The sequence below is a fragment of the Bradyrhizobium sp. Arg237L genome, assembly GCF_029990105.1.
Classification (GTDB): Bacteria; Pseudomonadota; Alphaproteobacteria; order Rhizobiales; family Xanthobacteraceae; genus Bradyrhizobium.
This window is the reverse complement of the sequence record NZ_JAQMIL010000053.1, coordinates 1-24,908: the sequence shown is the minus strand read 5'-3', so window position 1 is coordinate 24,908 and position 24,908 is coordinate 1. Positions and strand designations below refer to the sequence as shown.

The following is a 24,908-nucleotide window of genomic DNA, read 5'->3' as shown; positions in this document are numbered from 1 at the left end:
CGGCGCCTTACTCACTGATCGTCGCCGTGTAATAGCTGGCGTAGGCGACGCCGTTGTAGACCTCGCCCTTCAGCTTCGGCGACTGAACGTAGATGCGCTGGACGATCTGCGTGTGCGGGATGAAATAGCCTTGCTCGAGAACATAGGCCTGCAGCTGGTCGAGCAGCGGATCGCGGATCTCTCTCGACCCGGCGCTGGCGATCTTGTCGCGGAGATCGTTGATCTTCTTGTCGCTGTCACCGAGATTGAACCAGTTCTCGCCGTTGTTCGCGTCAGTGAGGATGCTGGCGACCGTGCCGGCGTCGATGAAGCTGCGCGTCACCTCATAGGCCGGCACGGCCGGACCGCCGAACCTGACCTTCTCGCCGAACGTGACAACGTCATACGCCCGGATAAACACTTTCCAGCCGATCTTGCCGAGCTGTTGGGCAATCAACTCGTCGATCGCCTTCGCGGTCGCGAGGTAAGGGTTGGAGTAGAGCGTCAGCGAGAGCTGCTTGCCATCCTTGGTGCGGATTCCCTTGGGGTCCTTGGTCCAGCCGGCTTCGTCCAGAAGCTTTTCGGCCTTGCCGGGATTGTAGGCCAGGAGATCGCTGTGGTCAGTCGCGCCGGGCACATTGCTCTGGATGAATGACGTCGCGAGTTTCCAGTCGGGCGTGTAGACGGTATCGATGATCTCCTTCCGATTGATGGCGGCCTGGAGCGCCTGGCGCACTTTCACGTCGTTGTAGGGCTCCAGCTTGGTGTTGATCGCGAGGCCGTTGACGAAGCCGAGATAGCGCGGCGTCGCGGTGATGAAGCCAGCTTCCTTGAGAGACTTCAGTTCCTGCGGCGAGGGGCTGTAGGCAACATCGGCCTGTCCGGACTGGACAGCCGCGACCCGCAGCGACGGTTCGGTCTCGAGCTTGTAGGTGATGGAGTCGAGGAATGCCGGGCCCGTATGGCCGACCGCCGCGGGGCCCCAATTGTAGTCCTTGCGCTTCACCAGCTTGACGAAGTCTCCCTCCTTCCAGGACTCGACCACGAAGGGTCCGCTGCCAGATGTCCTGCTGAGATCGGCCTGCTGCGCCGCGGGTTGCGCGATGGTCTTCGGCGAGATGAGGATCGAGCCGTGGTAGCCCAGCGTCGGAATGAAGCCGAGCGTCGGTGCCTTGAACACCACCTTCACCGTGGCCGGATCGATTGCCACGGCGTGGTCGTAGGTCTTCGGAAACAGGCCGACCGGGTTGATGCCGTCGCCCTTGCGGCCGGCATACCAGATGTCGAGATTGGCGACGACGGCCGCAGCGTCGAGCGGGCTGCCGTCGGAAAAAGTCACGCCCTTCTTGAGATGGAGGGTGAACTGCGTCGCATCGTCGTTCTGCTCCCAGCGCTCGGCAATCCACGGACTGACCTTGCCGTCAGCATCGACGTAGACGAGCTTGTCGGTGACGTGACCCCAGATGTGGCCCTGGAAGCTGGAGATTGAGCTGTTGTTCGGGATCCAGGTGCTGCCAAGCGAGTCGATCAGGAAGGTGATGTTGCCGCCATTCTGTCGCGCGTCGGCGCTCTGAGCCGGCGAAAGCCCCGCCATGGCTGTCAATGCCGCGGCTGCCACTATCGAGGTGACGACGAGCAGGCGACGTCGCGGAAGCGAGAGCGGAAAGAAGCGAGCGGTCATGGATGGCCCCTGATGATTGGTGTCGTCGATTGCGTCGCGGGTTCGGCGGCTAAGCTTCGTGCGATCAGCGTTCCCACTAAAAGAAGCGAAACGAACAGACCTGGCCATTCCAAATTTCGCTGGAGGCGAGCAACAAATGCCTCGGCACTGCGGCAATTGGCGAGACAGTTATTTTGTCGTCAGGCGCAAGCGCGCGTGATTTGCGTTTGCTTGGAGACGATACGTTCAAGCTCGTCAATCGCGTGGAGCATCACGACATTGAAAGGACATTCTGCAAAATCCCGAGCAAGGTAGAACGCCATTGATGCCGACGCCTGAAATATGAATTTTACGACCATCGAATTGCACGCCGGAGTTTGCGAAGGTGACGCCGTCTCAACTGAGACGGAGCAAGTTCGATTTCATGACGGATGCGTCGCTACTTTCGAGGCCTGCCGATGCGACTGCGGTGCCTGCGCCTGGTCGCACGGAGCCTTTCCACCGCGCCGGCGAATCTGTCGTAACGGTAGTCGCCGATGTTGCGCGTCCGTCGCAGCCGTCGAGATTGCGCGCGCGCGGCCCGATCTGGCGCTCGGTCGCTTTACCCTGGCTGCTCCCGATCGGCCTGCTGCTCGTCTGGCAATTCCTGTCGGCAACGGGAAGCGTATCCACGGCGATCGTTCCGGCCCCATCCGACATCTGGGAGGCCGCACGACAGCTCGCGGAGCGCGGCGAATTGCAGTACGACATCCTTGTTAGCCTTCGCCGGGTTGCGATCGGCTTCAGCGTCGGGGCCTCCGTCGGGCTTTTGCTCGGGCTGGCCGTGGGGCTGTTCGAGCCGGTGCACGATCTCTTCGATCGGTCGCTGCAGATGATCCGGACCATTCCGCACCTGGCGCTGGTGCCGCTGATGATCCTCTGGTTCGGCATTGGAGAGGAGCCGCGGCTCATTCTCGTCGCGATGGGGTCGCTCTTCCCGGTCTACATCAATACGGTCGGCGGCATCCGCAATGTTGATCCCAAGCTGATCGAGCTTGGCAAATCCTACGGCCTTGGGCGCCCCGAGCTGGTCTGGTCCATCATTCTGCCGGCCGCGCTTCAGCCGATCCTGGTCGGCATGCGCTACGCACTTGGCGTGGCCTGGCTTACGCTGGTTGTCGGCGAAACGATCGCGTCGCGGGACGGTGTCGGCTACCTCGTGCAGAATGCGCGTGAGCTCCTGCGCATCGACATCATCGTACTGGCCATCATTCTTTACGCCATCGCAGGCTGGCTGTCGGATTTCGTCACTCGGCTGATCGAAAGGCGGCTGCTGCGCTGGCATCCAAACTATGCTGACAGGGTGAAGGCATGAGCGGAGCCAGCGTCAGCCTGCGTTCGGTCAGCAAATCATTCGCCGGCCGCGCGGTCCTTGATCACGTTGATCTCGATATCGCGGCCGGCCAGTTCGTCTCGATCATCGGGCCGAGCGGCGCCGGTAAGTCCACGCTCCTGCGCCTTGTGGCGGGGCTGGACGCGCCCTCGCGTGGCCGCATCGAGCTACGGACGACGCGCCACAAGGCGGACGTGCGCCTGATGTTTCAGGAGGATCGCCTTTTGCCGTGGCGAACCGTCCTCAGTAACGTGCTGCTGGGCATCAAGGGCAGGAAGGATGACGCCGGGCGCATCCTCGAGGCCGTCGGGTTGCAGGGGCGTGAAAGTGAATTTCCGGTCGGGCTGTCGGGCGGCCAACGCCAGCGCGTGGCGCTGGCGAGGGCGCTGATTCACGAGCCGGATCTGTTGCTGCTCGACGAGCCGTTCGGGGCGCTCGACGCCATCACCCGGGCTGCGATGCAGTTGCTGCTGGGGCAGTTGCTCCAGGCGCGGCCCCGCACCGTCGTGCTGGTGACGCACGACGTCGAAGAGGCGTTGCTGCTGTCTGATCGAGTGCTCCTCGTCAAGGACGGCGGCATCGCGCGCGATCTGATCTTCGAGCAGCCGCGTCCGCGGCACCGCGGGGACCCGGTGCTGTCGGCTCTGAAAGAAGAGCTGCTCGATGGTCTGCTGACGGCCGAGCGCGACTTGGCTGCTGTTGCATAACAGACGAAAGGATGAGGCTATGAATTTTGGTGTTTCGACGCGCGCTGGCGCAGGCATTTGGCGGCGCTCGGTACTGTCGATCGGCGCGGGATTTGCGGCGGCGGCGACCGGGGCAGGCCGGGCTTCGCGCGCGAATGCTGCCGATGCCGTGCCGCCGCAACTCAGCGTCGCGGTGATCGGAGACGGTCGTACCGGCGTCTGGGCATCGCTACGGGCGAGTGTGGGTGGCCGCAATCTCGAGCACGAGCTCGGCACCAAGATCGTCTGGCAACCCGGCTTCACGGCGTCGCTGCCGGTAATGGAGGCGATCAAGGCAGGTTCGGTCGACTTCACGTTTGCGACTGCGACTGCGGTCGTGAACGCTGTTCCGGCGCGCGTTCCGATCGTGCCGCTTGCGGCCTATCCGTTGCCGGTCGATGAGGTCGATTTCCTGGTGCAGGCCAACTCGTCGATCAAGACGGCAGCCGATCTGAAAGGCAAGAAGATCGCCCACCAGAACGGCACGACCGGCACCTACAGCCTGATCAAATATCTGGAGACCGCAGGCCTCAGATTGTCCGATGTTCAGGCCGTCAGCCTGAGCGGGGCGGATGCGTTCACGGCCTTCGCGCAAGGAAGCATCGACGGCTGGATTCACTGGCAGCCGGCGACGGCGCTGGCGCTGACAAAGCTCGGCGGCAAGGCTCGCCTGCTGCCTGACGTGAAGACCTACGACTACGCCTTCTACGTCGCGCGCAGTGACGTCGCGGTGAAATATCCGCAGCTCTTCGCCAAGTTCGTGAAGATCATCCGGGAGACCCAGGCCTACATCTTCGCGCATCCGGCCGAGTCTGTTGCGCTGTGGGCCTCGCAAGGCGGCTTTCCGCCGAACGGTACCGAGCAGGCCGTCTACGAGAAGCTTGTCCGCGATGCCAGGCTGTCCGAATCAACGGCGGTTGCGCTGAAGCCGATCGATGAGGCCGCCGCTGCATCGACGCAGGATCTCGCCGACAATTTCCATGCGCTCGGCGTGCTCCCGAACAAGGTCGACGTCCGATCGTTCCTGCTTGGTGCGCAGTTCGACGCCGCGAAGAAGGCCGTCGCGCTGGAACTTGGCGCCTGAGCGGCCACGCCAAAAACAGAGAGAAGCATCATGAACGCTCAAAACGGCGAGACGGTGTCGATCACCTCTGCCACCATCGGCCAATTCGGGCGCTATTTGCTCAGCGCAGGTAAGAACCACTTCGTGTCGGACCAGCGTGTTGCCGTCGGTGGTCCTGGCGAGGCGATCAACGCCGGCGAATTGCTGCTGTCGTCGCTCGGTAGCTGCTCGCTCGGGCTCATTCAAAAGACGGCGAAAGAGCAGGGGATCGTGCTGCGCGAGGCCGGAACCGAAGTCTCGTTCCGGCGTCATGCGACCGATCCGACGCAGTACGAATGGATCCGTATCGCGGTGCGCCTGCCCGGCGTGACCCCCAGCGAGGCTGAAACGCTGGTCGCTGGCTTCACCGCCAATTGCCCGATCTACAACACGCTGAAGCGTGGCGGTCCCGTCGAGATCTCCTGGACTGTGAGCTGATCCATGCCCGACAAGAAACTGCACCTTGCCGCCTTCGTCTCCGCAGGTCCCGTCTCAGGCAGCCATGCCGGATGGCGGCATCCCGAAGCAGATGGCGACCTGCTGTCCGCCGCCTACTACCAGAATATCGGGCGGTTGCTGGACGAGGGACGTTTCGATCTTCTGTTCATTGCAGACATTCTCGCGATCCCGGACACGCTGGGCGGCAGCCTCGACAGCCAGCTTCGCTACGGCGCGCTGGGCGCGCTGCGGCTCGACCCCCTGGTGGTGCTCTCGATCATCGCGGGAGCGACCAAACGTCTCGGTCTTGGCGCGACCATTTCGACGACCTATGCCCAACCCTACGTGCTGGCGCGGGCGCTCGCCACACTCGATCATCTCAGCGGTGGCCGCGCAGCCTGGAACATCGTCACCTCGTTCCAGGAGGCGGAGGCGCGCAATTTCGGGTTGATCGAGCAGCTCTCGCGCGAAGAGCGCTACGAGCGCGCCGACGAATTTCTCGAGGTCGTCACCAAGCTGTGGGATTCGTGGGAGGATGGCGCACTCGTCCGGGATCGCCAGACGCCGCTATTCGCTGACCCCGCGCGCGTGCACCGGATCGACCATTCCGGTAAGTGGTTCAACGTGCGCGGCCCGCTCAATGTCAGCCGGCCACCGCAAGGGCGTCCGGTCTTCATTCAAGCCGGCGCTTCGGACCGTGGCCGCGATTTCGCTGCGCGATGGGCCGAGATCATTTTCGTGACGCCAGGCCTGATCGACGTCGCGGTTGAGTTCCGTAATGACCTGCGTGCCCGCGCCGTGCGGTTCGGCCGCGATCCAGATACAATCAAAGTGCTGCCCGGCATCGTCCCTGTCATCGGCGATACGGAGAAGCAGGCGAAGGCGCTACATGACCAGCTCCATGAATTGTCGCATCCGGAGTCCGGTCTCTCGACACTGTCCTATCATCTTGGCGTCGACCTTTCGCGCTTCCCGCAGGATCAGGTGCTGCCCGAAAATCTCGACGTTCCAGGTGTCGAGGGGCACTACCGCGAGGTCTCCGAGCTGACGCGGCGCTCGGGCTTGAGTCTTGCCGAGCTGGGCCAGCGCTATGGCGCGGGGCGAACCACCAGCGGCTTCGCCGGCACGCCTGGCACGGTGGCCGATCGCATGCAGGAGTGGTTCGAGGCTGGCGCCTGCGACGGGTTCATGTTGCAGGTTCCTTATCTTCCAGGCGGCTTGGAGGATCTGGTCCACGGCCTCGTCCCAGAGCTGCAACGTCGCGGCCTGTTCCGGACCGAGTACGACGGCTCAACCTTGCGTGACTCGCTCGGCCTGCCTCGCCCGGCGGACTGCGGGACTGCTTTTGCATCCTCGACGCCATAGATAGAAGCGCCAAACGTTCATCCCGTCGAGTTCCAGAATGATCCTTGTCCAATTTGAGCAACCGGGCGGACTACGCTTTGTTTCCTATCGGAGGCGGCGCGTTGGCTTGCTCGTCGGATACCACCTCTTCCAAGCCAATCCTGCAGCGCACCCTCTTGGCTTATCGGCGCGCCCAACGCATCAAATACGGCGCTGCTGATCGCCTGCTGGCTACGCAGATGATCTTCGAGAAGCTTGTGCCGCGTAATGTAGCCTGCGTTTACTCCGGGAATGGCATGGTTCATCAGGAGCTTGGCGTCGATGTCCGAGACGCCGGCTGCCGTTGCAATCGTGCGGAAGGTCTGACGCAGGTCGTTGCCCCACTTCGATAGAATTTCCCGGTCCTCCTTTGTCTCCGCCAAATGCCCCGACGCGCTATCGGCCGGAAATACCCACTCTTTTGCCTGCAGAGGATACATCTGTCTGCCGAAGCGGATTGCGCGGACAAGGCAAAGGATCATCTGACGCGACAACGGAATATCGAAGGCTTTCTTCTTGCCGCCCTTCGGTTTGGGGATGTGCAGTGTGCGGCGCCGAAGATCGATGTGTTCCGGCTTGGCTTCCTGGAGAGCGGTAGGCCGAGAACCGCAAAGGAGGGTGAACAGGTGGAACTCTCTGCGTACGAGGTTGTCGAGGGCGGCGAGCTCCGCAAACCAGCCCTTCAGGTCGGTCGATCCCATTCCGGTGCTGCGGCGCTCCTCCACATTCCAGTCGACAGCATTGGCTGGATTATCTGACGGCAATGACCTGTTCGTCTTCCGAGCATGATTGTAGATGGCCCGCAGGGTGCGCATGCTACCATTGGCCATGTACGGCCCATTCTCTTTTGTAGCTTTATCGTGCTTCTTGGCCACCCGAGCGGGATCGGTTGCGAGCTCATGGAGGGGGGCATCGAGCGATTCCGCAAAAATCCGTTCGACGTGATCGCGATAGCCCTCGATGGTCTTTTCGCTGCGGTTCTTCCGGACCAGATGTGCCTCGAGGTACCGCTCCCAAGCCTGCCTAAGTGTAATGCTTGCGACCGTCCCGCCACTTTCCGTAGGCGGAGCGGGAGTGATCCGTTCGGCTTGTTTCTTGTCCTTGGGATGCTGTCCCCGGCTAATCTGGGCCAAGTATCCCTTGGCAGTGGCGCGCGCAGCTCGGGCCGACATCTCACTAGCGTCGCCGATGGAAACCCTGATGGATGCAGCCCGCTTGCCGGCTCGCCTGAGGTCACCTTGGACGGTGAAGGTCCTCCTTCGTTTTCCAATGACTACAAAGAAGCCTTTCAATTCTGTATCACGCGCTAGGTACCAGCCTTCCTTCGGAGCGGGCAATTGAGCGATTGTCTTGTCGGTGAGAGAAATTCGAATATCGGTCATGACGAGAGTCCACGGCCGTCAAAACGGTTTTCAAACGGTGTTGGCGGATTGAGCAGTTGGAAGGTTTGAGTTCGACGGAGCGCGAAATTAAGCGACAAACGCCTGCAAAAAAAGGGGTCTCGAAGACTCCTCGTAGCGCGGCGAGCGTTTAGAAACTGTAGCGAACGGGTGATCTTGAACTCTTAATCAGCGGGTCCCAGGTTCGAGCCCTGGTGCGCCCACCAAAGAAAGTCTTTGGTTTCCAATAGCTTCGGCAGATGTCGGTCGAGAACAAAATGGGTCTCGTGCGACGCTTTTTGCGGTCGGAAGTCGCATGGCCGGATTGCTGTGCGGCTTTTCCTTTATTTCTGTATCTTCACCCCATTCGATACAGCGCGCATATCCGATGGTACAGGTCGATTACGTGCTCGTCGTAGAATAGGATATTAGGGCGAGCAAAACGGACAATCTGTTCTGCCGGTCGCCGCAGGGAGCGCTTACTGCAGAATCAGGCCGGGGGGTCGATTCGCCCCCCCCCCCCCCGCTACCATCGTACGATTTCGTACGCCGACCTACGATATCGTCCCTCGATGGCAGCGAACGCCGAGCTTCGCGGGCGTTTTATTCTGCCGACGCATGCTTTCGCCTTTCGCCCCGCAGACTTCGCGAACCTTCCCGCAGGTTAGTCTAGTCTCCGCCTTGCCTCACCACGCTTGCAGGATTGGACCAACCCAAAGCACCGCCCGCGAGGGCGTCGCGTGGGTTGCCCCGCGGACGCCTCGCGGCTTTGCAGCGTCATTGATCGACGACGAAGCCGTCGAAGTGCGGGCGCATCGAAATCGGCTTCGACAGCGGCGGCCGGATCTTCTGCGCGTCCGGAAGGAGATTCATGCCGAGGCCGGGGCCGTCCGGAATATCGACGAAGCCGTCCTTCGGCAGCGGCACCTTGTCGACGATGTTGCTTCCGAGATGGATCGGCAGAGATTCAAAGGTCCCGGCCTCGAACCCCGTCGCATATTCCTGGATCGCGAAATTCGGGATTGCGGCATCGAGCTGCAGGCAGGCCGCGAGCCCGATCGGCGATAGCGGGTTATGCGGGACCACCTGCACGTTGTGGGCCTCGGCCATCGCCGCTACCTTGCGCGCGCCTGTGATACCACCGCATACGCACGGGTCGACCCGAGCGTATTCAGCGCTGTTGCGCGACAGGATCGCCTGAAATTCGTAGATTGTGGTGAAGCGCTCACCTGTCGCAATCGGAATGCCGATCTTGTCGGCGACGCGCGCCATGGCGTCGGGGCTCTCCGGGCGGATCGGGTCCTCAATGAACATCAGATGATACTCTTCGATGCCGCGGCCGAACACGATCGCCTCGGCCGGAGTCAGGCGGCGATGGATCTCGATCAGCAGGTCGACGCGATCGCCGACCGCCTCGCGCATCCGGCGGGTATTGTCGATGGCATCGCGCATCTTCCTGATGTGCGTCTTGAAGTAGACTTGGTCATTGCCCTCATCGAGGAATGGATTGAGATGGCCGAATGCGGTGAAGCCCGCCTCCATTTTACGATGGCACTCGTCGACCATCTTCTCGATCGTTTTCTCGTAGATGTGGCCGTAGATGCGCGCCTTCCTGCGTGCAGCGCCGCCGAGCAGCTCGTAGATCGGCACATTGAGCGCCTTGCCCTTGATGTCCCAGAGCGCGATGTCGATGGCGGAGATCGCGGAATTGAGCGCGATGCCCTGGAAGTAGCCGAAGCGGTGCATCACGTTCCAGTGGTGCTCGATCGCGAACGGATCCTTGCCTTCGAGGTCGTCTGCAAAGCGCTTGACGCCGGCAAATGTGGCCTCGAGCTGGCCCCACGCGCCACCCTCGCCGAAGCCGACAATGCCCTCATCCGTTTCGACACGCGCGAACATGAACTGGCCGACGTGAAGTGGTTCAACCTTGGTGATTCTCATCTCTACTCTCCTCGATTCCGTATCTCGCCACTGCGTGCTGGCGCGGCTCAGTCAATGGTTCTGCGGGACGTGAAGGCTCCCGGCTCTCGCCACCCATCGATACGCCGCGCGTCTCAGGTCCAAGCAAGACAGCGACGGCGGTGATGAGGGCGAGCCCGACGACGTACCAGCCCACGAGATGCGTCGAGCCGACGCCCGCCGAAAGCAGGGCCACGGCGATGATGGGCGCAGGCCCGCCGGCGATCGGCGCGGTCACCTCGCGGGCAAGCGCAAACCCCGTGTAGCGCACATGTGCCGGGAACATCTCGGCGAACCACGGGCTCTGTGCCGACGTCATCATCGTCTTGGCGATCGACGAGACAAAGAACAGACCAGCGTAGATCATGATGGTGTTCTTGGTCTGCAGAAGCCAGAAGAACGGGAACGCGGACAGGCCCGAGAGCACCGCGCCGGCAATGTAGACCGGCTTGCGACCGATCTTGTCCGTCAGCCAGCCGAAGCCCGGAACGGTCACGAACTGCGCCGCGGTCGAGAACATCAGCGCCGTCACGATCATGTCGCGCGGCAGTTTCAACTGCTGGGTGACGTAGACGATGACGAACGATTCGTAGACATAGGCGAGCGAGTTGTCGCCCATGCGGGTCCCCCGGGCGCACAGCAGCGGCCACAGCGACGTGCGAAACACCTCTTTGATCGGCGCTTTGGAGCGTGCGTTCTTCTCTTTCAACTCCTCGAAGACCGGCGTCTCTTTCAGCGTTGCGCGGAAGATCAGGCCGACCATCACCACCACGGCGCTGAGCAGGAACGGGATGCGCCAGCCCCACTCCTCGAACTGCTCCTTCGTCAAATCCGAGGAATAGTGGAACGTCGCCAACGACAGAAGCAGGCCAAGCGCAACGCCCATGTAGGGGGCCGCGCCATAGAGGCCACGCCGGTTCGCTGGTGCGTACTCGATGACCATCAGAACCGAGCCCGCGTATTCGGCGCCGGAGCCAAGGCCTTGCAGGGCGCGCAGAACACAGAGCAGGATCGGAGCGAGCACACCGATGCTGGCATAGGTAGGCAGAAGCCCCATGGCCGTCGTCGAGCAGCCCATTAGCAACAGGGTCGTGATCAGCACGGCCTTGCGGCCGAGCCGGTCGCCGAGGAGGCCAAAAATGACGCTGCCCAACGGACGCACGAAAAAGCCGATCGCGAATGTCGTGTACGCGAGCAGTGTTCCCGTCAGGCTGTCGAAGGACGGAAAGAAGAGCTTGTTGAAAATGATGCCGGCCGCCGTGGCATACAGATAGTGGTCGTACCATTCGACGGCGGTGCCGATGATCGCGCTGAGCGTCGTATTGCGAACCGCCTTCCGTACTTCAGGATCGCGCGTCGATGGCCCTCACCCCCACGGTCACTTCATGCTTCTCCGGCTTGGGAGCCTCGAACGTCTCAATCGTTAAACGTCTTTTTCCCGAGAACATCGCTCACCGCGACCGCACGCATGGAAATCTCCCTTATATTCGGTCCGTGAAATCTGCCCGAAGATCAAACCAGGACCGACACGGGGTGTGTTGATAAGCTGTGGGACGACGTCAGAAGACTATGCAAATCCGCGACCGCTGCTTCTGCTTCGCTGACACACACTGACAACTGTGCATGCTCGAGGCGCTACGGGACCGCAGCTCTTTGTTCGAGGCGGGCGTCCAAAGGCCTTAGCCTGTCGGCCACATCGAGAGCGTACACCCCTGCACCTACCTCCGAGGCGATTAGCCCGTCACGGCTTGTTTGGAGCCGGCCGTAGATCGCCGAGTACGCCGTGAAGCCGTCATGGCCGGATCCCGCCGACGTGGCGAGGCCGGATATGTCGACAACACGGACATTCGCGGTTCTGGCCCCAGAGATGACGCGGGGATCGTCAATGTCCGCCGCCCCAGCGCGGAGTTGGCCTCCCGCGAGAAACCTGGAAAACGACAGAGCTTGGTCTTCTTTGGAAACAAGCACGGTGATGGGCGAGCGCAGGCGACCAATGATGCGCAGTTGCTGAAGGAACACCGCGGTGTCAATGTCAGGCGCCGCGAGCGTTACATCGTTGAGCTTTTCGAGAGTTCGACCGTCCGACGCGATGCGAATTTGTCGAACGACTTCCATCGTCAGCCAAGACCCCATGCTATGCGCGACGAGCTTGACACCCCTCACTCTACGGTCGGCCGCGACCCGCGTGACAAGGTGGGCGAGCGCGTCACGCGAGAGGGTCACCGCATCCTTGTCGGCGATGTAGCCGGTGAGTTCTGCCTTCGACGGCCAGGAGAATAGAACGGCCGAGCGACCGGAATCGGCGTCGGCAACGAGCTGAGCTGTCCGGAACAACGATTCTTGGAAACTGTTGTTGTAGCCGTGAACGAAGATACCGACGTCTCGGCCAAGTGAATCGCCGCGTGCAGCAGCCTCCCCGATTTCGGCTAGGAACCTCTCTTCATCGAGACGCTCGGCCGAAACGACTGAGAAATGCCTGGCTGGGTCAGGAGCGTCAATCGGCCATTCGATCTCGGTAAGCCTGTGAATGGGCGGGATGGAGATCAGATAGCGGAAGTATGCCGGCGCTGCCGCGCCACCTTCGGCGAGAGGTACCGGCGCTCCAGGTTGCGCAGCACGCGTGCTCGCGACGTAGACATTCACAACTTTCGCAGCGCCAACGCTCGGAACCGGCTCGAGCACCGACGGCCCTGGCCGGCGCGCGCAGCCACCAAGCGCGATGGCGAAGATCATGATCCGCGCTGCCGTGTTGTAGCGAGCCGACTGCCGTCGGTGCGTCATCGATTCCGTTCCCCCATATCGTTGTGATGCTGGCGGTTCGTCAGTGCGTCATGGATTAAGCCGCAACCATCAAAGTCCCATCACGTTACCGTCGCAGATCAAGGCCGAACCGAAATCGACCAAACGCAACGGCGTTGCCGACGATCAATTGACCGACAACCCCTGCCTCGCTCCATTTTGGCAACTGCCCTCCGGAATAATGGTGGAACGACGGAGCCACTTCCTCCTGCTCCTTCGGCAGCGCGACCCAGGCTTGTATGCCGTGCAAACGGTCGCCCTGCTCACGCGCGCGCTCCATCCGCTCACTGTGCGTGATGCCTCGCGCCGCGACCATCCAATTAACCTCCTGAGGTCGAATCGCCTGCTCGTACCCGAGGCTGTCGCGGTGCACAATTTCGCCAGTGAACAGATAGGTCACCGTAGACAGGCCGATGTTGGGACAAGTCCGATTTGTCTTCAGCGTGCCGTTCGACACCAGATCGATGGCCTTGCGGGCCGACGCATCGAGTCTTCAGCGTCGCCATGTTCAGCGCGATCCTTTCGCTGTTGAATAATGATCGTCCGAACCGGTAGGCCTCTCAAGCCATTCATCCGGCGTGACGGAACAGTCCGAGCGAAAAGTTTGCTGAGGAAAGAATCGACCGCTGTATCGCTTCGACTGACACTGTCAGCCCCGTTATCGATGCGGTAGTCCCTCGGCGTGCCACGCTGTGTCGCAAGAAGCGGAACGCCACCAGGCCGGACCGCGAGGCGGCATCAGCGATTTCCTTCAGCCGGCACATGTTTCACGGATTTGCGCGGTGCGATCGAACTATCGGCGCGACGGCGGTGCCGAGAAGTTCGATCGAGCGCTTCATTGCAGCCGTTTCGAGCGAGGCCGTACTCATTTGGAATGTGATCCTCGAGAGTCCGCCAAGGGCATCGCTGGCGCGCCGCATCTTAGCAGCGATCGTCGCGGGATCGCCGACAAGGAATGCCCCTTCCGGGCTGGCCATGACTTCGAACTGATGACGCGTCGGCGGCGAAAAGCCGCGTTCGCGGCCGATTCTGGACATCAGATGCGCCCAACCGGGGAAGAAGGCGTCCTTCGCTGCCGCATCGGTCTCGCCTATGAATCCCATCGCATGAACACCGACCTTAAGTGTGTCGGGTCCGTGTCCGGCGCGCAAACCGGTCTCGCGGTAGAGATCGACGAGCGGCCGAAAGCGCTCAAAGGTTCCGCCGATGATCGCGACCATCAGAGGTAGGCCGAGCGTGCCGGCGCGAGCGAAGGAATCCGGCGTGCCGCCGACGCCGATCCAAAGGGGAAGTCGAGACTGATGCGGGCGCGGATAGACGCCTTGGCCCTCCAACGCAGTACGAAAGCGACCCTTCCAAACGAGATGAGTCCTGTCTCCAAGCTTCAGAAACAGATCGAGCTTCTCCGCGAAGAGTTCGTCGTAGTCCCGCGTATCGAGACCGAACAGTGGATAGGCCTCGCCGAAGGAACCGCAGCCCACGACGAGTTCGGCGCGGCCCTTTGGAGATCAGGTCGAGCGTCGCAAATTCCTGGAAGAGCCGAACCGGGTCGGCGGCGCTCAGTACGGTTACCGCGCTCCTCAACCGGATCCGGCTGGTGCGGGCAGCCGCCGCCGCCAGGATGATAGCCGGTGCGGAATCCAAGAATTCCGCGCGGTGGTGCTCACCAATTCCGAAGACATCAAGCCCGGCCCGGTCAGCGACCTCGACCTCATCGAGGAGATCGGCCATCCGATCCGTTGCCGAGGGCGGCTTGCCGATTGCCGGATCGGGGAGAATGGCAACAAAACTATCGATACCGATTTCCATAAATGCTCCCCGTCGATTGGTGGATCGCACCGGTCGGCGAGCGCCGAGCAGAACGGTTTGAGATCTTCGCTAGAACCGGAAGTTCGACATGACAGCCACCATGGTTATGGTGCGCGCAGGCCCGGTGTCGGCTATGAAGCGTCCAGGCTCAAAGGCACTCAACGATGCCGACAGGTTGAGTTCAGCCGTAGCTTGCCAACCAACCGAGAATTCTAGGAGATTTCCGATGAAGCGCGCGTCGCTGCCTTTGCCGCTTCGCACGAGGTTTCCCGCAATCCCGTAGATCCCGTCGGCCGTGCTTTGCCGCCAATAGGCTCCGCCGGTAAGCGAGACTGCGATCTCCTTTTTCGGATAGACCGTAATCGTTGGTCGTATTTGGATGAGGTTGCGCGGCCCGATTGGAGAAAGCGCGCCGAAGTATTTTCCTCGCGGAAAAAGCGGGTTGAACGTCCCGAGTTCGTGGTCGTCCGGGTTTTTGTCTCCCGAGATGACGTCGGTCGTGAGCCGGACTTCGGGTTGAAGGGGCGTCTCAAGGAAACGGTAACCGAATTCACCGCCAACTCCCCATGCCGCCACGCGACCATTTCCGAAAGTTCCTCCCTGCACGGCGCCTTCGAAATTCCAGAACCAGGCGCCGGTGTCTCCGAACACCCGCGTGCCGAAAGTATGCACCAGTTCTCTGCCGCGGCCCTGGTCGAAGACAGCTTCGCGTTCCAACAAACCGAGATAGTAGATGTCGAAGCCGATCGACCTGTTCTCCTTCAGCCACTGCGTGGCATACGCACCCCAGAACGCCTTCTGGCTCGACGTACGATCATCGAAATCTCCGGGATAATTATCGACGGGGCGAGCATATATCAGGGTGACCTGCCGATCCGGCGCCGTCACGATCGCGTCGACACCGTCGAAGGCCCGCGGGATGTTGGGACCGTAGCGCGTGTCTATGAAACGGCCCGCCCCGAGCGAAATCATTTTGCGACCTGCGGAGGTACTCAGCGTGGTGCCGTCCCCGAGCTTCATCTCGATCTCGCCGAATGCCTGCAGCATGTCGGCGCCCGTAGTGTCTGGGGGCGTCAGGGCGCGATCGGTCCCGGTGATTCCGGAGACGATCGGTTGCGCGAAGAACCTCATTTGTCCCGCATGGAGATCGGCATAAGGCATAAACCTATTCCAGACATAGCCGTCGTTCGGCGCCGATCCCCAACCGACGTTGGTATACCCCTCGTAGCGTGACCGCACTTCCATGCCTGTCGAGAGATAGGCCGCTCCATTCTCGTCCAATCGAATATATTTGAACGGCTCCGTCCAATAGCCGGTACGCTTGGATGGATCGGCGAGATAGGACCAATCTTCCGAGTACCGTTCGTTCGTCAGCGTGGGCGCCCGCTCGACGTCATTCCTGACCTGCGCCTGCGCGAGAGAGGTCGTAGCAACGATCGCCGTCGCACAAGCGAGGCAAAGATTGACCATTATGCATTTCATCGGCGATGGCGGTCCGTAGGTAAGATAGGTCTGCTCTCGTTTCCGGCAGCGGAGCGACGACGTTCGAAACGTCGCCGCTTAGTTCGGGCCGCTACCCTCCCGCTAGGGCGAAAGGCGAGACCGCGAGAAGGACGCCTTACCTTCCATCTTCCCAAGTGTTGATGAAGGTACGGTCGATCACTTCCTGGCCGGGAAACACGTCGGTGACTTGCGGAAAGATGACACCACCACGCGCCGCGAGCTCGCTCGTCAGAATGGTCGGAACGTTGAAGGCCTTGCGGTCCTAGCCAGAGCCGTCGTGGCATTGACGACGGCATGCGGATCGCGGCTGTTTACGTTCGTCAGCTGACGGGGCTGGTGATCGATTAGGACGAGCTCCGAGCTTCTGGACGAAGAAGCGAGTCTAGGCCGTTACGAAACTTCATGAATTCGTCCTCTGCTGCCGATCGTTGGTGGTTGAATGCGCTGGCACCGGCACGGCAAACCTTGTCATCCTCAACTGCGTTGCGGTAGGCCACCGATCTGAGACGCTGCGTCGCCAATACTGAGACACCGAAATGGAAATCGAAGAGTTACGCATTTTCGTGCAGATCGCTGACGCCGGCGGCGTTTCGCCCGCCGCGCGCCGCCTCGGAATCTCGAGGTCCGCCGTCAGTCGATAGGCTCGAGGCGGACCTCGGCGTCCAACTCCTCGCGCGAAGCACGCGCGGAGCAGCTTTGACGGAGGCCGGGATCACATTTAGAGATCACGCGGAAAAAGCCTGCGCCGAGATCGACGCCGCACGCGACTTGATCCTGAACGATGGCGAGTTGCGCGGCCGCCTAAGAGTGGCGATGCCGCTTAGTTTCGGCCCAACTCATCTGGCCCCGGCACTTGCTGATATGACGCGGCGGCACCCGCAGCTCCACATTCACGCTTCCTATAGTGATCGCTTCGTCGATCTCGTGGCGGAGGGGTTCGACTGCGCCGTTCGATTAGGCTACCTTCAGAATTCAAGCCTGGTCGCGCGCAACGTCGGGCCCATTCATGGAAAGCTGGTGGCAAGCCCGGACTACATCGAGAGGCATGGTTTACCCGAGAAACCAGAAGACCTCGCAGGCCATGAAGCTCTCATGCAAGGGACGGAAGCTTGGCAGTTCTTGGACGGCGGAAAGATAGTCTCGGTCCGTCCTCAGGGGCGCTTCAAGGCAGACAACGGCATCGCGCTTATAGCGGCGGCATTGGCCGGAGTCGGCATCGCCTGGCTTCCTGATGGTCTCACGGATCAGCACGTGGCCTCCGGCGCCCTCGTTTCGATCATGACGCGTTATCCACTGCCGCCGGCAGGCCTATATGTCGTCCGCCCGCCGGGGCAGCAGCCGACGCGCAAGGTCCGCGTGCTTACTGATCTGCTGATCGAATGTTTCGGAGAAAGTGAAACGCCTGCGCCGGAATACTGCTAGATTTCCTCATGCGGCACATAGAGACCGACGAACGATGAACCAAGACGGTCGATGGACCGGGCTGGCTGGAATCTCTTGTCGGGATCGCATCTGAGGGGCCGCAGGCCGACGATCAAAAAGTGGCGCTCGGTTTGGGCTGCTGACCACCCCACAATTTTGCTGTCACACGATCGCCTGACGTTCCAGAAGCCGGCGCTCGGTCGGCGTATCTGACTATGTGCTATCGTCCAGTGCAAGTCACCGGTTTGTTCCCGATTCCGCGACACAGTGTATCGCTGCGACTACCTACCGTCGAATGAACGGCAATGGTACTGGCGATTTAGGCATCGTCATAAGGGCGTGTGTCTTCCAACAAGCCAACTTTTGACAACGGCATGCGAGGACTTGGACGGCGCTTTTCAGCGCATGGAAGCGGGACTGAGCGCGCACCGAGCACGTAGACGAGTTGGCTGATCGCGGTGACTTGAGAGTCGGCAAACGGTAGATGTCGATGCTCGCCATCCTGCCTCCTGCGATGAGGAACTTGCAATGACGGCTACCGTCCAGCGAGGCCGATCGACCTTAAAAACAGCCGAATGGGGATAAAATGATCAGAAGAATATTAATCGCGTTGGTGACGATTTTTCCGTTATCCGCGGTTCAGGCACAATCGACGCAAGATGATCCTGGCGCTGACCTGATCGTTTTTAACGCGAAGATCTTCACCGGCAACCGTGGGCAGCCCGAAGCTTCGGCTTTGGCCGTCAAGAAAGGCCGCATCTATTCCGTTGGGTCCGACGGAGATATTCTCGGCCTGAAGAATTCCGAGACCAAGGTAATCGATGCGCGCAGCAGAAGACTCATCCCGGGCATCATAGATGCCCATATCCACGTGCTCAACGACTTGGCCTATAACTACAATGTACGATGGGATGGCGTGCCGACGCTGCGTGGGGCGTTGACGATGCTGAGCGAGCAGGCCGAACGCACGCCGGAGGGCCAATGGGTTAAAGTGATTGGAGGCTGGTCCCCCTTCCAATTCGAGGAGAACCGCTTTCCCACGATGGACGAATTGCAAAAGGCCGTGCCTGATCGTCCTCTGATCGTGCAATATGCCTACAACCGCGCCTATTTGAACAAGCGGGCGATGGAGGTGCTTGGTGTGGGCACCGATCGATTCCCAAAGTTGCCGGATATCGAAATCGAAAAGGACAGCCGCGGCAACCCCACCGGTGTGGTCCATGGCTACACTTGGTTGTTTCTCGCCTTGGAAAGCATGGTGCCGCAGCCCACGTTCGACGAGCAAGTGAGTTCGATGGTCTACAGCATCCGCGGTCTGAACCGGTTCGGCGTGACCTCGATCATCGATAACGGCGGCAGGTGGCCATACCCCAAAGCTCAAGCGAGGGTAGCCCTGCTTGCACGAGAGAACCGTCTCAATGTGCGAATGCCCTTTGTGGATTTGCAACTCGGCGACGGCGGGCCGGTAAACATGGTGGATCTGGAACTCGAGGCGATCACGAAAACAGCACCGATAAGCCCAGGACAAAACTTGCATCCCACACTGGAACATGGCCATGAGTATCGAGGGGCCGGGGAGGTTCTGAACGGGGAAGTGCACGATCATGAGAACTTCGATCGTCCGGCGGTCATCATCGAGCCGGAGAAGATGCGGCGCTTCGTCGAGCAGGACGTAAGAAAGCTGGTAGAGCGGCGCATCCCGTTCCGCATGCACACCACCTACAACGAGAACATTTCCCCCTTTCTCGACGCTCTGGAGAAGGTGAACGAAACAATCCCGCTTGATGGTTTGCGATGGAGTCTCGAACACGCTGAGACCATTAGTCCGGAGAACATCGATCGGGTGAAAAAGCTGGGTGGCGGCATCGCCCTGGACCACAAAATGGCGCTGCACGCTGATGGTTTCATAAAGACCCATAGTCGCGAGGAGGCTTTGAGGACCCCGCGTTTGCGCATGCTCGTTGATAGCGGCGTCCCACTGGCCATGACTACCGACGCCTTTCGAGCTGCCACGTTCAACCCATGGGTCGGTATAAGCTGGATGGTATCTGGAAAGTCCGTGTCCGGATCCGAAGTTCTTGCCAAGGACAACCGTCTCTCCCGCGCTGAAGCGCTGAAACTGTTTACCAGTGGCCCAACGTGGTTCATGAATACAGAATCCGAAATGGGCTTAATCGCCCCGGGCAATCTCGCGGATTTCGTTATTCTCGACAGGGATTACTTTTCCGTACCGGAGGATCAGATCAAATCCGTCTCTTCTGTTCTGACTATCATGGACGGCAAGGTTGTGTTTGGTGCACAGGACTATAGCGCTCTATCGCCAAAACTCCCTGCGATTCTTCCGAATTGGTCACCCGTTAAATACTTCGGGAGCTACTACGGGGACAATTGACCCCTGCCGAACTCAGCAGGCTGCGTGGCATCTCGGCCGAGATCAACTGGCATCTGCCGATGCCACGCAAATCCGGATTCAGCCGTCCATTGAGGGCAACGACATTTACTATGCCGTGATCGAGCACCCAGCCAGCTTCTGCCGGGACACGACGGCCATCGACATCGGTGGCGGCGACCCTGCCGGACAGGCTGCGATGTTTCTTAGCTGCCTTGCCGCACGCCTCCGCCTCTCGTCCGGGCCATCTCGCTTGCAGCGTCGATGTCGAGCTACCTGGCAAGCTGATTGGAAGCGGATCAGGCAGTTGTGCTCGACCACGACGTCGAGGTCACCGCCGCACGGCGACTAGAGCGTGAACGCGGTGAACATACGTCGGGACAGTTGGGAGGCGACTGTGAGCAATCTCGAGGCGAGGAGCAGCATCAGGCTACTCAACGAACGACGCGCAGCGTTTCGCCCACCGAAGCCGGAGTGATGCTCATCCAGCATTCGGGGAGATCGCTTTCGCCTTAGATGCTTTAAACCAGTCCCGCGACACGCCGTTCGGAAAAGTCAGGATCAATGGGCAGTCGTCGCCGGACTATTGCGAACTCCAGTGCGCGTCCGTCAGATTCAGCACGGAGTCGATTCCGCCTGTGGAGACGGTTTCCTGCTGCGACGGATCGAAGGCGATATCCCGCTTCGGCCCAAGCCGGGCCGGATGTCAATGATAATCGCCACCACGTCGGCCTCGAAAGCCTGAAGCAGAACCTCCAGTCCACTTTCTTTCACGGGCGCAAGGGCAACTGGGATGTCGCGCGATCAGTTCGCGTGCGAGCGCAGCATTTCTGTTAAGCGCTCCCTCCATGATCGCCTTGCACTTGTTAAATCAACGGCGCCTTCGACGAGACGTGATGGCTGACGATTTTCCAGTCGCCGTCCTCGCGGGCGATCACCCAGGTAATCTTGAGCGACAGTTTTATCGCACCTTGATCAACGTCAAACGACGCGGCGCCGGCGACATTGACCAGATCAGGGCCGACCTGTTCGAAGACGACGTCGCTGAACTGAACGGCAGATGTCCGCCACCGCGGCAATTCCTTGAAGTAGGCCGCAACACCGTCTCTCCCGCGATACAGTTTCGGGTTCGAGCCGAAGAACAGCGCGTGCTTCGAATAAAGCGAGGAAAGCGCGTCGGCGTCCAGTCTGCTGAACGCCGCGGCCCATTTCGCGATGATGTCGGTTGCGATGTCGTCGGCAGCATGTGGCATCGAAATATCCAATCGTTGTGAACGGGCTTCAGCCCTTGGCGTCTTCCTTGGCAAAGGTGTCCCATAGGCCGACGGTACGGTTGCTGGCCTCGATCCGCGCGTAGGACAGCACTTCAAGCGACGGCGGATTGTTGTCGGCGGCAAAATTGCCGGCGTCGGGGCTCGGCTTAGCGAATAGCTAATTGTAAACGCGGATTTCGGCTAGGCGCGACTGGGCCGCCGGCAGCCAATGCATGGTGGCCTTGCATCCGTCCGGCGCGTTGCTGCCGCGGGTCGCGGGATCGTAGGTACAGCGCAGCTCGACCGCCTCGCCGACGTCGTTCTTGATGACGCCGGTGCATTTGATGAAATGGGCATGGCGCAGCCGCACTTCGTTGGCTGGACAAGGCCGGAAGAACTTCTTCGGCGGGTTCTCCATGAAGTCGGCCTTCTCGATATGGGACTCGAGTCCATGCCGAGCGGCCCAGGGGGAGCGACAGAATGCGATAGTCCTTGTCTTCTTAGAGCGGACAGTCCAGTTGAAATGCCGGCGGTCTCTTTTCCACGAGAGCCGCAAGGCCTTCCTTCACTTCCGGTCCTGTAAATCCCATGAATTCAAGCGCCAACGAAGCATCGAATGTCGGCCCGGCCTGCCGGAGCCAATTGTTGAGCGCGTATTTCGTCCAGCGAATGGCGCTCGGCGGTCCTGCAGCAAGACGGCCGGCGACTTCGATCGCTTTTGCGTCTAGTTCGTCGTCCTCGCAGCACATAGATACGACACCGATCCGCTCCGCCTCTTCGCCCAAAAGCTCATCGCACAGCAACAGATAGTATTTTGCCTTCGCCATTCCGCACAACAGCGGCCACACCATCGCCGCATGATCACCCGCTGCCAAGCCTAGCTTCGTGTGCCCGTCAATGATGCGCGCCGTCTTGGTGGCGATGGAGACGTCTGCCAGCAACCCGCAAGCGAGGCCGGCACCGACCGCCGGCCCCCTGATTGCACTCACGATGGGCTTGGAGCAGTTGATGACATTGTAGACGATGTCTCGGGCTTCCTTCCAGTTACGGATCCGCGTGTCATGATCGTCGATGATACGCTCCATCATCGCGAAATCGCCGCCCGCTGAGAAGGCTTTGCCCGCACCGGTCAGGATAACGGCCGAGACGCCGGGATCGCTGTCGATATCCCGCCAGACCATGCCGAGCTCGCCGTGCATTTTCTCATCGGCGGAGTTCATCTTGCCGTTCGACATGGTAACCCGTAGGACGCGCGGCTGCGGCCAGTCGAACTGAAGCCGCGCGTACTTGGCGTATCGATTCTCGAGCCCGGCCGCCAACGTCTCGTCGTTCATCTGGCTCTCTCCGTTTGCTTTGAATAACCACCGCTAACGCTCAGCGTCTCACGTCAGCGAACGCACCGATGCTGCGAATTTCTGACGGCGTCAATGGGTATTCACCCAAAATGTCGCCTCAAACTGCATATGAGTTTCTTGAGAACACTTTTCTAATTTGACGCCCTGATTTGCGAAAGGGTATCGTGTGAAATGTCTTGGCCGTATCATCTCCCAGCGCCGGTGCGGATATCGTCTGTCGATATTGGCTGGCGGATCCAGGACTCCTTAACATTCGCAATCGAGCTTGAGAAAATCGGCATCGATAGGATCGATTGCTCGTCCGGCGACATGAAGCTGCTGCAGGGCCGCTCTATGGTCTGGCGAGCGTCGGGCTTCAAGGTGGCCAGCGCCGAACGCATCCTGCGCGAGGAGGAAAGTTCATCGATTGCCGTATGCCTCGTTCGTGAACCCGAATACGCCGAAGCACACTGCGAGACGAAAAGGCGATGATTGCGCTTGGCCGAAAATTGCTGTGGCTGGCCGACGCGGGCGGCGCTTTCAACTGGGTTGCGATCCCGAGTGGGCCGGCCGGCCCGACGAGCATGGTAGCTGGTGGCTCAAGAGTCGGATTTGACAGCAGGGCGAGCAACGGAGATGGCGATCGTGAAAAGGAATGAGCCTGTCACACCGGCGCCCGCGCGTGGTTTGACACCTGAATTGCGTCGCGACCTTCCCAAGGTTACGCAGAGTCTGGTGCCGCCAGATCAGAAGATCGACAGCACGGTCAAGTCAGCGAAGCGCGTGTTCGAGGTCCTTGAGTTTTTCGAGGAGCATCAGTCCGCCGCATCGGTTATTGACGTAGCTGCCGCGTTGCATTTTCCGCAGTCGAGCACGTCCGCTCTGATGCGGACGATGACCGCGCTGGGCTATCTGCATTATGACGCCAGCCGCCGAACCTATATCCCGACGGCGCGGATCTCGATGCTGGGCCACTGGCTCAGCCCGGTTCTGTTCCGCCGTGGGCGCTTGATCAACCTGATGGAGGATTTGTCGGCAAAGACCGGGGAGACCGTCATGGTCGGCCTGCGCAACGGTCTGGCCGCGCAATACATCCACGTCATCCAATCCAAAGTACCCATGCGCTTGCATGTGCGCTCCGGAACCCTTCGCCCGCTGGCAAAGTCCGGATTGGGCTATGCGCTGCTGTCTAGGTATTCCAACAAGGAGGTCCGCCGTCTGGTCAAGCTGCTCAACTCCTATGAAATGCATCCCAAGAATCAGGTCGATATCAAGGCGTTGCTGGTCGAGCTCGGCAAGGTGCGAAAGCAGGGCTATGCATTGTCGCTTAGTCTGGTGACGCCAGGCGCCGGCGTGGTGGCCATGGCTCTCCCGCGAGTAGCTGAGTCCAGCGAGCCTCTCGCCATCTGCGTTGCTGGCCTGACCGACGCGCTTGTCTCACAAGAGAAGGCATTTGCGGCCGTGATGCGCGATGCGATCAAGTTTCACTTGAGCGATTGATTGTGTCGCACTCGGCGATTTTCGCAGATGTGCAAAAGTATTCGCCATTCTGCTTTCGGTGGATTTCTCGATCGATCTTGCCGGCATGCTCAAGCTGTCGCCAGAGGAGATCGCAAGCCTAGAATCGAGCGGACGATCGGAATGCCCAAGCCGAATAGGCCGTTGTCCCGCTCGAGTTACGTTCCGTCCAAGTCAGGAGCCTCCATGTCAGATGAAGACAATATCGTCGTTTCCACCGCCGAACGGATCTTCGCCGACCTGGCGGATCTGCAAGAAGTTGCGCACGCTCAGGGCGATGCGTGGAAGGCGCCGTTGTGGCGCGCACTTGCCGAGGCCGGTCTGCCGTTGGCGTGGGTATTAGAACAGCACGGCGGTTCAGGCGCGAGCCTGATCGACGGCTTTGCCGTGCTGCGCGCAGCCGGAAGGTCAGCTCTTGCGGTGCCGCTGGCGGAGACCATGCTTGCGGGGTGGCTGTTGTCGCAGGGCGGAATCGTCGCGTCGGAGGGAATGATGACGGTGTTGCCCTGCCGCCCGCGTGAACTGATCGGACTGGACGCCGAGGGACGATTGACCGGACAGGCGAGGCGCATCCCGTTCGCGCGCGATGCCGCTCATTTTGCCGTTCTCGCCGAGAGCGCTGCAGGAGTCAGGATCGCTTTGGTGGATGCCTCGCTGTGCCGCATTGATCGCTTCGAGAACCTTGCAGGCGACGCGGCGGATACTGTTTCTGTTGCTGGCGTGCAGCCGGTCGCTATTGCGACTGCGCCAAGCGGGTTCGATCCGACCTCCCTTTTCTTGATGGGCAGCGCCGTGCGCAGCCAACAGATCAGTGGGGCGCTGGAGGCGATGCTGGAGTTGTCCGTGCGTTATTCGACGGAACGCGTTGCCTTCGAGCGAACCAT

The 24,908-nt window shown here is 60.6% G+C and carries 17 protein-coding genes and 6 pseudogenes; 11 read left to right on the top strand and 12 right to left on the bottom strand.

All coding sequences use genetic code 11. The features are described 5' to 3' along the window. Window positions 1-7: 7 nt before the first annotated feature. Window positions 8-1,660 (bottom strand): ABC transporter substrate-binding protein, encoded by a 1,653-nt coding sequence (locus OZ411_RS28200; RefSeq protein ID WP_282530576.1) that lies wholly within the window; start codon window positions 1,658-1,660, stop codon window positions 8-10. A gap of 448 nt (window positions 1,661-2,108) precedes the next feature. On the opposite strand from OZ411_RS28200, the gene OZ411_RS28195 reads away from it, so the two are divergent. Genes OZ411_RS28195 through OZ411_RS28175 form a run of 5 tightly spaced genes read left to right on the top strand, consistent with a single transcriptional unit; the run spans window position 2,109 to window position 6,641 of the window. Further along, window positions 2,109-2,993 (top strand): ABC transporter permease subunit, encoded by an 885-nt coding sequence (locus OZ411_RS28195; RefSeq protein WP_349017043.1) that lies wholly within the window; start codon window positions 2,109-2,111, stop codon window positions 2,991-2,993. After that, entirely contained in the window at window positions 2,990-3,718 is a 729-nt protein-coding gene (locus OZ411_RS28190) for an ABC transporter ATP-binding protein (protein WP_282530575.1), read from the top strand. Before OZ411_RS28195 ends, OZ411_RS28190 begins: the two co-directional genes overlap by 4 nt. Window positions 3,719-3,737: 19 nt before the next feature. Beyond that, window positions 3,738-4,820 carry an ABC transporter substrate-binding protein gene (locus tag OZ411_RS28185; protein WP_282530574.1) on the top strand — a complete coding sequence of 361 codons (1,083 nt, stop codon included), beginning with the start codon at window positions 3,738-3,740 and terminating at the stop codon, window positions 4,818-4,820. A gap of 30 nt (window positions 4,821-4,850) precedes the next feature. Further along, complete coding sequence (locus OZ411_RS28180; RefSeq protein WP_282530573.1) at window positions 4,851-5,276, top strand: OsmC family protein; 426 nt, start codon at window positions 4,851-4,853, stop codon at window positions 5,274-5,276. Window positions 5,277-5,279: 3 nt separating this feature from the next. After that, complete coding sequence (locus OZ411_RS28175) at window positions 5,280-6,641, top strand: LLM class flavin-dependent oxidoreductase (protein ID WP_282530572.1); 1,362 nt, start codon at window positions 5,280-5,282, stop codon at window positions 6,639-6,641. A 17-nt stretch (window positions 6,642-6,658) separates the two neighbouring features. On the opposite strand, the gene OZ411_RS28170 is transcribed toward OZ411_RS28175, so the two are convergent. From OZ411_RS28170 to OZ411_RS28135, 8 genes and pseudogenes are all read right to left on the bottom strand, one after another. Then, window positions 6,659-8,041, bottom strand: coding sequence for an integrase arm-type DNA-binding domain-containing protein (locus OZ411_RS28170; protein ID WP_282530571.1), 1,383 nt, complete (start codon window positions 8,039-8,041; stop codon window positions 6,659-6,661). A 774-nt stretch (window positions 8,042-8,815) separates the two neighbouring features. Next, a complete protein-coding gene (locus OZ411_RS28165) occupies window positions 8,816-9,979 on the bottom strand; it encodes a mandelate racemase/muconate lactonizing enzyme family protein (RefSeq protein WP_282530570.1) in 1,164 nt (387 codons plus the stop codon). Continuing rightward, the gene (locus OZ411_RS28160) at window positions 9,960-11,267 is read right to left on the bottom strand and encodes an MFS transporter (RefSeq protein WP_282530597.1); all 1,308 of its coding nucleotides are present in this window, start codon (window positions 11,265-11,267) and stop codon (window positions 9,960-9,962) included. The genes OZ411_RS28165 and OZ411_RS28160 overlap by 20 nt, the downstream gene beginning before the upstream one ends. A 365-nt stretch (window positions 11,268-11,632) precedes the next feature. After that, on the bottom strand, window positions 11,633-12,730 hold the full coding sequence (locus OZ411_RS28155; protein ID WP_282530569.1) for an alpha/beta hydrolase: 1,098 nt from the start codon (window positions 12,728-12,730) through the stop codon (window positions 11,633-11,635). Window positions 12,731-12,974: 244 nt separating this feature from the next. Continuing rightward, window positions 12,975-13,217: pseudogene (locus tag OZ411_RS43405) on the bottom strand (pirin family protein); the annotation flags it as partial. Between the two features lie 346 nt (window positions 13,218-13,563). Beyond that, window positions 13,564-14,605 (bottom strand): annotated as a pseudogene (locus OZ411_RS28145) (Atu2307/SP_0267 family LLM class monooxygenase). A gap of 69 nt (window positions 14,606-14,674) precedes the next feature. Continuing rightward, on the bottom strand, window positions 14,675-16,075 hold the full coding sequence (locus tag OZ411_RS28140; RefSeq protein ID WP_282530567.1) for an alginate export family protein: 1,401 nt from the start codon (window positions 16,073-16,075) through the stop codon (window positions 14,675-14,677). Between the two features lie 157 nt (window positions 16,076-16,232). Then, a pseudogene (locus OZ411_RS28135) lies at window positions 16,233-16,512 on the bottom strand (hydrolase); the annotation flags it as partial. 132 nt (window positions 16,513-16,644) lie between these two features. Here OZ411_RS28135 and OZ411_RS28130 point away from each other — a divergent pair. From OZ411_RS28130 to OZ411_RS43400, 3 genes and pseudogenes are all read left to right on the top strand, one after another. Beyond that, window positions 16,645-17,530, top strand: a pseudogene (locus tag OZ411_RS28130) (LysR family transcriptional regulator). A 586-nt stretch (window positions 17,531-18,116) separates the two neighbouring features. After that, window positions 18,117-19,922 carry an amidohydrolase gene (locus OZ411_RS28125; protein WP_282530566.1) on the top strand — a complete coding sequence of 602 codons (1,806 nt, stop codon included), beginning with the start codon at window positions 18,117-18,119 and terminating at the stop codon, window positions 19,920-19,922. A 394-nt stretch (window positions 19,923-20,316) separates the two neighbouring features. After that, window positions 20,317-20,497, top strand: a pseudogene (locus OZ411_RS43400) (LysR family transcriptional regulator); the annotation flags it as partial. A gap of 288 nt (window positions 20,498-20,785) precedes the next feature. Here OZ411_RS43400 and OZ411_RS28120 read toward each other — a convergent pair. The 3 genes and pseudogenes from OZ411_RS28120 to OZ411_RS28110 all read right to left on the bottom strand — a co-directional run bounded on the left by OZ411_RS28120 (window position 20,786) and on the right by OZ411_RS28110 (window position 22,506). After that, window positions 20,786-21,172: a nuclear transport factor 2 family protein gene (locus OZ411_RS28120; protein WP_282530565.1), complete on the bottom strand. Its 387-nt coding sequence runs from the start codon at window positions 21,170-21,172 to the stop codon at window positions 20,786-20,788. Between the two features lie 28 nt (window positions 21,173-21,200). Beyond that, window positions 21,201-21,623 (bottom strand): annotated as a pseudogene (locus OZ411_RS28115) (glutamine--tRNA ligase); the annotation flags it as partial. 49 nt (window positions 21,624-21,672) lie between these two features. Further along, window positions 21,673-22,506 carry an enoyl-CoA hydratase/isomerase family protein gene (locus tag OZ411_RS28110; RefSeq protein WP_282530564.1) on the bottom strand — a complete coding sequence of 278 codons (834 nt, stop codon included), beginning with the start codon at window positions 22,504-22,506 and terminating at the stop codon, window positions 21,673-21,675. A gap of 330 nt (window positions 22,507-22,836) precedes the next feature. Between OZ411_RS28110 and OZ411_RS28105 the strand changes: the two genes are divergently transcribed. The 3 genes from OZ411_RS28105 to OZ411_RS28095 form a co-directional block, all read left to right on the top strand. Then, a complete protein-coding gene (locus OZ411_RS28105) occupies window positions 22,837-22,998 on the top strand; it encodes a hypothetical protein (RefSeq protein WP_282530563.1) in 162 nt (53 codons plus the stop codon). Between the two features lie 144 nt (window positions 22,999-23,142). After that, the gene (locus tag OZ411_RS28100) at window positions 23,143-24,006 is read left to right on the top strand and encodes a helix-turn-helix domain-containing protein (RefSeq protein ID WP_282530562.1); all 864 of its coding nucleotides are present in this window, start codon (window positions 23,143-23,145) and stop codon (window positions 24,004-24,006) included. Between the two features lie 204 nt (window positions 24,007-24,210). Beyond that, window positions 24,211-24,908 (top strand): acyl-CoA dehydrogenase family protein (locus OZ411_RS28095; protein WP_282530561.1); only part of this gene is annotated, 698 nt, incomplete at its 3' end.